Source organism: Actinoplanes sp. NPDC048791 (genome assembly GCF_040650095.1).
Taxonomy (GTDB): Bacteria; Actinomycetota; Actinomycetes; order Mycobacteriales; family Micromonosporaceae; genus Actinoplanes.
Map to the genome: position 1 here is coordinate 1 of NZ_JBEZGQ010001492.1, position 1,552 is coordinate 1,552.

The 1,552-nt window shown below is 72.3% G+C and carries 2 protein-coding genes and 1 pseudogene; all 3 read left to right on the plus strand.

Annotation, left to right across the window (positions count from 1 at the left end; genetic code table 11):
• Positions 1-573 (plus strand): annotated as a pseudogene (locus tag AB0C29_RS47750) (ABC transporter permease); the annotation flags it as partial.
• Positions 574-604: 31 nt separating this feature from the next.
• Positions 605-889, plus strand: coding sequence for a hypothetical protein (locus AB0C29_RS47755; RefSeq protein ID WP_360546100.1), 285 nt, complete (start codon positions 605-607; stop codon positions 887-889).
• Positions 890-968: 79 nt separating this feature from the next.
• Positions 969-1,460: a hypothetical protein gene (locus tag AB0C29_RS47760; protein ID WP_360834922.1), complete on the plus strand. Its 492-nt coding sequence runs from the start codon at positions 969-971 to the stop codon at positions 1,458-1,460.
• Positions 1,461-1,552: the final 92 nt, after the last annotated feature.

The following is a 1,552-nucleotide window of genomic DNA, read 5'->3' on the forward strand; positions in this document are numbered from 1 at the left end:
GGCGGGCTGGGAACCGTGATGCGGTTCCGGGGGCGGGTCGCCCGCCTGCGACGGGCCGGCGACCCGGCCCAGCGGCGCGGGGTGGCCGCGGCGTTCCCGGTGATCGCCGCGCTGGTGCTCTCCTCGGTCTTCGCGGTCGGCGCGGGCATCCTCATGGCGGCCCAGTCCACCGCGCCCATCGCACCCGGCACCGGCCTGGAGTGGACCGGCCTCGCCTTCGGCGCGGCTCTGCTCGCCGGCACCAGCGCGTACGGCCGGCGCGGCGGCATCTTCGGCACGCTGCTGGCGGTGGCCGGGCTGACGCTCTTCCTGGACTACGCGGCCCGCCGCGACTTCGACATCGCGCTGTTCGCGATCGCGGCCTGCGCGGTCGGCGGCGGGCTGATCGTCACCCGGCTGGTCGAGACGTACGGGCGCCCGCTGCTGGTGCCCGCGGCGGCGGACTGGAACGCCGCGGCCTCGGCCGGCACCACGTGGACCCCGGACATGCCGCAGACCTGGTCGACCTCGCCCGAGCCGCCGGACAGCAAGCCCCTGCGCTGGGACGAGGGGCCCTGGGGCAGCGCCCGTTGAGGACGCGCCGTTGCGCCCTATGCTGACAGTCATGACCGACTCGACCTTCGCCGAACTGGACGCCCTGCCCACCGAGGAGCTGCGCGAGCGGGCCTTCGCGAAGGCGCGGGAGCACCGCGACCTGAGCTTCTTCTGGTCCGTGTTCAAGCACCTGCCCGACGCGGACGAGGCGGCGTCGCTGGACGGCGCGCCGAACACGGTGGGCCCGACGATCGAAGAAGCGGTCGCTCTGTGGCGTGAACTGACCGGACACGGGTACGGGGAGCAGGAGCCGCTGCTTCGGGCAGCCTTCATCGATTACCTGCAAAAGCACTGAGACCACCGCAAGGCACACATTCACGGATATCAGTTCTGACGCGTTTGGCGAGCGGAATCCGCAGGGAAATAGCGGGTTCATGGCTCTCACCAACCGCTACAAAACTGCGCCCGGCGCGGGCACGATAGCCGCGCTGATACTCGTCCTGGTCTTCGGCAGCCCCTGGTACGCCGACTGGGCCCAGGACAACACCAACCCGGAGACCGCCGGAGGCTGGTGGCTGCGCCTGCTGGCCTGGCCGCACTGGCGTTTCGACTCCGACGACTCGCTGCGCTCGATCATCATCGGCGACCTCAAGGCGATCCTGGTGGTCGTGCTGACGCTGGTCTTCCTCTACCTGCTGCCCGGCTCGCAGCTGGCCCGGGCCCGCGGCACGATCAGCCAGTTCTTCGCCGGCTGGGCCGCCTACATCTTCGCCGGTGGCTTCGCCGCCCTGCTGACCACGCTGTTCCTGGCCAACCCGTCGCTGCTGGGCGCGTTCCGGACGGCCGGGGAGGGCGCCACCTACGGCCTCTTCGTCGGCTGGATCATCGGACTCGCCACCCTCGGCGGCCGGCGCGGCACCCGCTAGAGCCTCGTTCCCGGCCCGGCCGTGCGGCGTCCCGCGCCGCCGTACGATCCGGGCCCGCCGCGGCACCAGGTGACCGCCGCCCCCACGGGCAC

Coding starts and splice junctions, on each gene's coding strand:
- AB0C29_RS47755 (WP_360546100.1), top strand. CDS start 605: ATGACCGACTCGACCTTCGCCGAACTGGACGCCCTGCCCACCGAGGAG.
- AB0C29_RS47760 (WP_360834922.1), top strand. CDS start 969: ATGGCTCTCACCAACCGCTACAAAACTGCGCCCGGCGCGGGCACGATA.